The following is an 8,002-nucleotide window of genomic DNA, read 5'->3' as shown; positions in this document are numbered from 1 at the left end:
AACCGGCGCTGCCCGCGCCAACGATGACATAGTCGAAGTCTCCAAAGGACTTGGCCGGCGCCGTTCCATCAGCCTCGGGCGAGGTTGGCGCAGACATGGATGGCTCCGCTGACGCCCCGTTCTACGACGGGCGAGGCGGTTCTATCGTAAGACCCGCGCCGCGACCATCCGGGCGCGGCGCGGGGCTTTAAGCCACTATACCGAGACTAGACCGCCTTCTTCGCGCGGCCACGGACCGCCGGCTTGGCGACGGGCTTGGCCGGCGGACGGCCGCCCTGGCCCAGGCCCATCTGCTTGGCCAGTTGCGAGCGCGCGGCGGCGTAGGCCGGAGCCACCATCGGGTAGGTCTTCGGCAGAGCCCATTTGGCGCGATAGTCCTCGGGGCTCATGTTGTACTTGGTGCGCAGGTGGCGCTTCAGCGACTTGAACTTGCGCCCGTCCTCCAGACAAACGAGGTGGTCCGGCGTGATGGAGCGGCGGACAGGAACCGCCGGTTCCTTCGGCGCGACCTCGACGGGCTCGCCACCGAGCGAAACCCCCGCCAGGGCGCGGTGAACGCTCTGAATCAAGCTCGGCAGGTCGGTCGCCGAAACCGAGTTGTTGCCGACATAGGCGGAAACGATATCCGCCGTCATTTCAATGACGTCTGATTTTTCTTCCATATTTCTCTACCCGTGCGCCTCTAGGAGATGTGCTGATTCTCGATATCAGTTACGCCGGCTTATAACCGACACAATCCCAAAGACAAGGCGTATTTGGTCGCGATTATAGACCAGCACTGCACGTGGAGGTGAAGAGAAAACGGCGTTATGCGTCGCGCGGTTGTAGCGCGACCAGTAAGCCTCTGCTCAGACCTGACGCAGATGCCGAATTCTTTTTGGCTCTAGCGCCCGAATTCCTTGGAGAGGGCGAGCATGGCGGCGCGTTGCGGCACCGAGTATTCGTCGATCGCGTGGTCATCGCCCTCGCGAATAGCGCGCAACAAGGCCGGCGTGAGCGCGGACGACAATGACCAGTTCCAATACCGCAGCACGGTCTGGGCCCGGTCGACGGCGATGGTGTCGTAGGCGATGATGGCCCGTTCCAGGGCCGCATTGGGCGCGCCGGACGCATCCGTCTCCTCCCGCCGCAGCCCGCGCCACAGGGCCCTGATCGCGGCGCGCGGCAGGCCGGTGGCCTTGCAGAGCACGGCGAGCGCCTCACCGCCCTGGTCGGTGAAGATCTTCGCCCCGGTCGTCGGCTTGAGACCGGCCAGATAGGAGATCTCCTCGGCGGTTTCGCGGGTCATGCCGGTCTGTGCGGCGGCGACGGCGTCTTCCAGGCTGTCGAAGTGACTCTTCTTCAACGCCGCCCGGTTGCGCTGGCGCCGCTCGATGAACTGCAGGGCCTTGCGGCTCAGGGGGTCCTGCCAGCCCTCCTCGGCGGCGAGGGCGAAAATGTCGCCGGCGGCGTCGTGCAGGATTTCACGCGACACGGCGAACCGCTGCAGGATGGTGCGCCTGGCTTCGGCGTCCGCCCACCAGAAGAGGACATAGGCGTGCGCCGGACGCAGTTCCGGCCGCTTCAGCAGCGCCGGCACCAGACGGCCGTCGCCGCGGGTGCTGGCGACGATCGCTTCCACCCCGCTATGCGACAGCCGCGCCAGGTTATTGCGCAGCAGGCAGTCGATGACCGGGATCTCTTCCATCTCGATCAAGGCGTCGGAGACCACCTCGGAGACGCCGCGGCGGATCGCCACCAGGCGGCGGTGCTCCAGGGTGGTGCGCCGGATGCAATCCAGGAGATCGGCGTCGTTGAGGGTGGGGCAATCGACAAGCAGCGGCTCGGCCACGTCGGCCTCGTCGCGGAGCAGCAGGCGCACCAGGCCGGGCGGCGCCTCCATCAGGTTTGCAAGGCGTCTGGAGACCTTGGTCCGCTCGGCGACGCTGGCTTCGCGCAGCATCTCGACCAGGAGGTCGGCGGTCATGGCGCGCTCGAAGGCGTTGACCCGCGAGCTCGGCAGGCAGACCACGTCGGCCAACCGGCGCAGAAGAATCGAGCGCGCGCGCGACGGTGGCCGTTGCGCCTCCAGGGACGCGGCGAAGCCGGGGTCTTCCGCGGGCTGGCTCATGGCGGATCACTTCAACACAACAGCGTTAACCGCGGGTTTGCGTGCGCCCTCCCGACGGCCGGCGCATGCGGCGCAACTGACGGAGCCCTTCCGACCGTTTCGAACGATCTCGTCAGGAACAATCAAAAAGGCCCCATTTCAAAAGCTTAGAGCGTGACGGGCGCCGGAACCGGCTTCCACTTCCGGCTGTCACGCTCTAGACGGAGGACAGTCATTTCATCGCCCCGGAGGAGGAGGACGCGCATGCAACCCGTGGAGTTCAAGGACCTGCCTGGATTGATCGGCCAGGAGATCGGCGTGTCCGGCTGGGTGGAGGTGGGCCAGGACCGGGTCAACCAGTTCGCCGACGCCACCGGCGACCACCAGTGGATCCATGTGGACGTGGAGCGGGCGACGCGGGAGATCGGCGGCCCCATCGTCCACGGCTACCTGACCCTGTCGCTGATCCCCTGGCTGTCGGAGGGAATATTCCAGGTGAACGGCGTCGCCCGGGCGCTGAACTACGGCTCGGACAAGGTGCGCTTCCTCAACATGGTCAAGGTCGGCAAGCGGGTGCGGCTGCGCCAGAAGGTGCTGGCCGTCGAGCCGCGGGCCGGGGGCCTGAGCGTGAAGACCGAATGCACCGTCGAGATCGAGGGCGAGGCCAAGCCCGCCTGCGTGGCCGAGACCATTTCGGTGCTGTTCGGGGACTGAGGCCCTCAGTCCTTGGCGGCGGCTTCTTCGGCGGAGGCCGCCTTGGCGCCTGTCACCCCGGCTTCGGTGGCCGCCACGGTCACCGGGGCCAGGGGGTCGTCCACCAGGGCGATGGTCTCGCGGATGTACTGGGCGTGGGTGACGATGCCGATCTCCAGCCGCTCGCTGTTCAGCTCGACCTGCTGGGTGAGCAGGCCGGCGATGAACTCGGCGGGCGGGGCGCCGGACATGCCGGCGCGGCGGGAATCCTGGGCGGTCACGAACACCGGCCCGCCGGAATTGCCCGGGAACACCGAGAAGTCGAGCAGGAAGGTGGGGAAGATCTTCGCCGGCGCCACGGGAAAGGACGCCACCCGGCCGGAGCGCAGGATCGGGAATCCCGCCTGGTTGGCCGCCAGGCCGCGCGGGAAGCCCAGCGCCATCATCTCGTCGCCGGCGCCGATCTGGTTCTTGGTGAAGGTGTCGTCCGCGGCCAGGTAGTTCAGCGGGATCGCCGCCTTGGCGAACTCCGGCGGCGCGGTGACGGTGATGGCGGCCACGTCGCGCGAAGGGTGGCGCGTCCAGAGCGCCGCGCCGCCCTTGTCACGGATGTGCAGGCTCTGGGGCGTGTAGCTCCAGCTGCCGTCGGGATTCTCGACCCGGTAGCCGATGCGGGCGTCGGCGCCTGGCATCTTCTGGAACACGTGGTTGGCGGTGACCAGGACGGTGCGCGGCTTGCCGTCCGGCGTCGGGGCCTCGATGAGGAAGCCCGTGCCGACCGTCCGCGTCCCGTCGCCCAGCGGCTGCTCAAGCTGAACAGTCGCATGGATCAACTCCATGGAGAGATCCCAGACCATAAAGGTCCCCCGACTAGTACCCTTCGCGTCTTCGCGCGTTCTCGATTCAGCGAATAGTAGAATCAGAACGGCGGCTGTCCAGCAAGACGCAAGAGTGTGAGGACCTTGCGCTCAAATGACGCGTCAAGCGGCGCCATAGTTACCATTCTTTAAGAATTTGACGCCGCATTCGCGCCGCGTTTGCAAGCAATGCGCACAGCGGAGGCGGGCTCGCGCCTGGAGCGAGCGGAATGTCGCCGCATTACCGCCCCACTCGCCGCGATCCGGGCGCAGCCTTGAGGCCGGGGGCCGGGCGGCGCATCTAGCAGGCATGACCCCGCCCGCCCCGCCCGTCGCCCGCAAGCAGCCCAAGATCCTCGAACAGCTCGGCCGCGTCCGCACCGACGACTATGCCTGGATGAAGGACGACAACTGGCGCGAGGTGCTGCGCGACCCGACCGCGCTGCGCGCCGACATCCGCGAGCACCTCGAGGCGGAGAACGCCTACACCGCGGCGATGCTGGCCGGCACGCAGGCGTTGCAGGAGACGCTGTTCGCCGAGATGAAGGGCCGCATCAAGGAGGACGACTCCTCCGTTCCCGCCCCCGACGGGCCCTGGGACTACTACGTGCGCTACGCGGCGGGCGCGCAGCATCCGGTGCATGCGCGCCGCCCCCGCGGCGCGGCGCAGGGCGAGGCGGGGGCGCCAGACGAGGAGGTGCTGCTGGACGAGGAGGCCCGCGCCCAGGGCAAGGCCTACTTCCACGTGGGCGGGGCGCAGCACAGTCCCGACCACCGCCTCTACGCCTGGGCGGTGGATGAGCAGGGCTCCGAATATTACGAGATCCGCGTCCAGGACCTGGCGACCGGCGAGACCCTGCCCGGGACGATCGCCAGCGCCTACGGCGACTTCGCCTTCTCGCCGGACTCGCAATGGCTGTTCTGGATCTGGCGCAACGAGAACGCCCGCCCAGCCAGGGTCTACCGCCGCCCGGCGCGGGGCGGCGGCGACGCGCTGGTCTACGAGGAGGCCGACGAGGGGATGTTCCTGGGCGTCGGGACCACCGCCGACGACAGCCACGTGGCGATCCACATCGGCAACCAGGAGACCACCGAGGTCCGGCTGATCCCGGCGGGGACGCCCACGGCCGAGCCGATCGTCGCCGAGCCGCGGCGAGTGGGGGTGAAGTACAGCCTCGACCACTGGAGCGACCGCTGGGTGATCCGCACCAACGCCGACGACGCGGTGGACTTCAAGCTCTGCGTGTCGACGGCGGACCTGCCCTCCAGGCCGACCTGGCGCGACTGGGTCGCCCACCGGCCCGGGCGCTACCTCACGGGCTTCGCGGCCTATGCCGGCCATCTGGTGCGGACCGAGCGGGTGGACGCGCTGGACCGGCTGGTGATCATGGCCCGCGACGGGGGCGAGCACGCGGTGGCCTTCGACGAGGAGGCCTATGCGCTGGGCCTGGCCGGGGGCTACGAGTACGACACCACCGTCACCCGCTTCGTCTACGAGTCGCCCACCACCCCCAAGCAGTGGTTCGACTACGACATGGCGCGCCGCGCGCGGACGCTGCGCAAGACCCAGGAGGTCCCGTCGGGCCACGACCCGGCGCGCTACATGGCCCGGCGGCTCTACGCCACGGCCACGGACGGCGCCCAGGTCCCCGTCACCGTGCTGATGCTGCGCGAGACGCCGCTGGACGGCTCCGCGCCGCTGCTGCTGTACGGCTACGGGGCCTATGGCTACGCCATGGAGCCCAGCTTCTCGATCCGCAACCTCAGCCTGGTGGACCGCGGCTGGATCTGGGCCACGGCCCACGTCCGCGGCGGCTCGGACAAGGGCTGGGGCTGGTTCCTCGACGGGCGCAAGGACAGGAAGCCCAACACCTTCACCGACTTCATCGCCTGCGCCGAGCACCTGGCGGCGAACGGCTATGGCCAGGCGGGCCGCATCACAGCCTACGGCGGCTCGGCCGGGGGCATGCTGATGGGGGCGGTCGCCAACCTGCGGCCCGACCTGTGGCGCGGGGTGATCGCCGCCGTGCCGTTCGTCGACGTGCTGAACACCATGAGCGACACCACCCTGCCGCTGACCCCGCCGGAGTGGCCGGAGTGGGGCGACCCGATCCACGACCCGGCCGCCTATGACGTGATCGCCGGCTACAGCCCCTATGACAACGTGGCCGCCCTCCCCTACCCCGCGATCCTGGCCACCGGCGGGCTGTCGGACCCGCGGGTGACCTACTGGGAGCCGCAGAAGTGGGTGGCCCGGCTGCGCGAGCGCGGCGCCGGGAGCGCCCCCATCCTGCTGAAGATCAACATGGAGGCCGGCCACGGCGGCGCGTCGGGCCGGTTCGACTTCCTGAAGGAGATCGCGCTGGACTACGCCTTCGCCATCTGGGCGATGGAGAAAGGCTGGGAGCGGCATGATCGTCCGCCCGCGGGAGGCGCCGACGCGGCGGCCCTGGCCGCCATCCACCGCCGGCATGTGCTGCATGGCAGTCGTCGCCGTGGGGCACGGCGGTCTGCGAGAGCCCGGGCCCTCGTCAGGCGGCGGCGGTGATCGGCGCCAGCGGCGGCACGCCTCGCTTGGCCCTGCACGGGAGCCTGGGGTTCCAGCCGGCCGGGACGGACGCGGGCTTCAGGCACGGCCGGTCCTGGACCTCGTCCGGATGCAGAAGGCGCTGAACGGCGGGACCGCGTCGAGCGTCCGTCCTGCAAGGGTGGGAGTTGGCTGGGGAACTAGGACTCGAACCTAGAATGACGGTACCAAAAACCGCAGTGTTACCATTACACCATTCCCCAGCAGGAACGGCGGGGGCCAAGCCGCCGCGAGGGCGTGGGGATAGCGCAAGGCCCGGTCCGATGCAACGCCCGGAAGCTCGCTTGCGGCGCTCCGGACCCTCCTCTATAAGGCCCCCTTCCCAAGTCGGAGTGTGGCTCAGTCTGGTAGAGCACCGCGTTCGGGACGCGGGGGTCGCAGGTTCAAATCCTGCCACTCCGACCATTTATCTCCCCGCTAACGCGAGGTGATTTCCCGCCCAGGCAATAGGTTCGAGAAGTCCGCAGGTTAGGCGGCTATAAGGCCGTACGCCCGGCTTTCCGAGAGCTGTGGAACCCGCCATATCGCCCGTTTTGGCCGCCTGCTCTCCGGAGGCATTCCAGAAGTGCGACTTTCGCCTCTGCCCCTGAGAACAGGGGAAATAACAGGGGCGCGTCACGCGCGCCGAACGCGAAAGCCGCCAGGCCGAAGCTTGGCGGCAGGGATCAGACGAGGTCTGAGCTAGGCGCCGATGGTCCGGAAGCGGACGCGCTGCTCCGTCCAGTTCGCCGGTAGCGCCTGGGATGTCGGGGCCGCCAGGGAGACGGCACGGGGCTGGAGCCCCTTCAGAATCGCCTCGTTGAGGTCCGGCACGAGGTAAGCGAGCGGTAGAAGGCGCGCCGCGGAGTTGTGACAAATGCCATTGGCGCGGGCGAGCGCCCTTCACGGTTTCGACTTCGCCCCGCTCAAGCTGGCCGGCCCAGGTCCGGGCCAGGACGAGCGCCCGCACCAGGGCGCGGTCAATCCCGGGCGCCGGCGACGCCACGCCGTCAGCGGGTTCGAGGATGAGCGCGCCCTGCCGCCGGCGCATGTGAAACGCCAGGCGGATGGTCACGAGGCTCCATTTCGCCGCATGGACGGACGTCCCTTCCGCCTCGGCGGCGCCGGCAACTATGACGAGGCCGTGCAGTGCATCCGGCGTCGCGGTGAGGCGTGCGGCGACGCCGTGGCGCAGGCGGCCTACGTCGCCGCGCTGGCGACCCGCCACAAGGCCAAGCGGACCTTCGTCCAGAAACTGGCCGGCCTCGCCTGACACCGGCCACGGCAGTCATCCCTCGGCCCGTGGCGCTGCGGGGCGCTGGGCGGCCCGCCGAAAAAGATCGACCCCCCCGGACAGGTCCGGAGGGGTCGAGACGCGTGGTCGGACCGGAGGCCGCGGAGACCCGCGGCCGTGGGTCAGAAGTCGTACTTCAGGCGCACGCCGTACATCGTCGGCTCGCCGATCACCCGGCTGACGAAGCCCAGGGTGAGCGAGCCGGCGTAGACGCCCTGGGTGAAGTTCTGGTTGCCCAGGTTGGTGCCGAACAGCGCGCCGGAGACCCGGCTGCCCATGATGTGGTCCCAGTCGATGCTGGCGGACAGCAGGCCGTAGCCCTTGATGTAGTCCGTGCCCGGGGTTTGGTAGAGCCCGGAGGTCATCGCCGTCTGGTAGACGTAGTTGGCCCCGGCGCTGAGGTCGCCGGTCTCATCGCCCTGCAGGATGTGGTAGCGCACCGAGAGGTTGTACTTGTTCTGCGGCGTATAGGCCGCGCGCAGCTTGAGCGCGCTGTTGCAGAC

Annotated in this window: 7 protein-coding genes and 2 tRNA genes; 4 read left to right on the top strand and 5 right to left on the bottom strand. The window is 68.8% G+C overall.

Annotated elements, in window-relative coordinates:
- Positions 1-206: 206 nt before the first annotated feature.
- Together VGL30_RS02465 and VGL30_RS02460 are read right to left on the bottom strand one after the other, a co-directional pair.
- A complete protein-coding gene (locus VGL30_RS02465) occupies positions 207-662 on the bottom strand; it encodes a MucR family transcriptional regulator (RefSeq protein WP_331536418.1) in 456 nt (151 codons plus the stop codon).
- Between the two features lie 221 nt (positions 663-883).
- Positions 884-2,110: a DUF2336 domain-containing protein gene (locus VGL30_RS02460; protein ID WP_331536416.1), complete on the bottom strand. Its 1,227-nt coding sequence runs from the start codon at positions 2,108-2,110 to the stop codon at positions 884-886.
- Positions 2,111-2,353: 243 nt separating this feature from the next.
- Here VGL30_RS02460 and VGL30_RS02455 point away from each other — a divergent pair, with 243 nt between their 5' ends.
- Positions 2,354-2,803, top strand: coding sequence for a MaoC family dehydratase (locus VGL30_RS02455; RefSeq protein WP_331536414.1), 450 nt, complete (start codon positions 2,354-2,356; stop codon positions 2,801-2,803).
- A gap of 5 nt (positions 2,804-2,808) precedes the next feature.
- Here the strand turns inward: VGL30_RS02455 and VGL30_RS02450 are convergent, their stop codons facing one another.
- Positions 2,809-3,621, bottom strand: a complete 813-nt coding sequence (locus VGL30_RS02450; protein WP_414694947.1) for a trypsin-like serine peptidase — start codon at positions 3,619-3,621, stop codon at positions 2,809-2,811.
- Between the two features lie 328 nt (positions 3,622-3,949).
- Here VGL30_RS02450 and VGL30_RS02445 point away from each other — a divergent pair, with 328 nt between their 5' ends.
- Positions 3,950-6,187 carry a S9 family peptidase gene (locus VGL30_RS02445; RefSeq protein WP_331536410.1) on the top strand — a complete coding sequence of 746 codons (2,238 nt, stop codon included), beginning with the start codon at positions 3,950-3,952 and terminating at the stop codon, positions 6,185-6,187.
- Positions 6,188-6,355: 168 nt separating this feature from the next.
- Here the strand turns inward: VGL30_RS02445 and VGL30_RS02440 are convergent.
- Positions 6,356-6,429: transfer RNA gene (locus VGL30_RS02440), tRNA-Gln, on the bottom strand.
- A gap of 125 nt (positions 6,430-6,554) precedes the next feature.
- Between VGL30_RS02440 and VGL30_RS02435 the strand changes: the two genes are divergently transcribed.
- Together VGL30_RS02435 and VGL30_RS02430 are read left to right on the top strand one after the other, a co-directional pair.
- Positions 6,555-6,631 (top strand) — tRNA-Pro (locus tag VGL30_RS02435).
- A 451-nt stretch (positions 6,632-7,082) separates the two neighbouring features.
- Entirely contained in the window at positions 7,083-7,478 is a 396-nt protein-coding gene (locus VGL30_RS02430) for a hypothetical protein (RefSeq protein WP_331536408.1), read from the top strand.
- A gap of 143 nt (positions 7,479-7,621) precedes the next feature.
- Here the strand turns inward: VGL30_RS02430 and VGL30_RS02425 are convergent.
- Positions 7,622-8,002: TonB-dependent receptor (locus VGL30_RS02425; protein WP_331536406.1), on the bottom strand; the 381-nt coding region annotated here is incomplete at its 5' end.

The organism is Phenylobacterium sp. (assembly GCF_036502675.1).
Lineage (GTDB): Bacteria > Pseudomonadota > Alphaproteobacteria > Caulobacterales > Caulobacteraceae > Phenylobacterium.
Note: the sequence above shows the minus strand (reverse complement) of the source record. Positions and strands in the feature narration are given on the sequence as shown.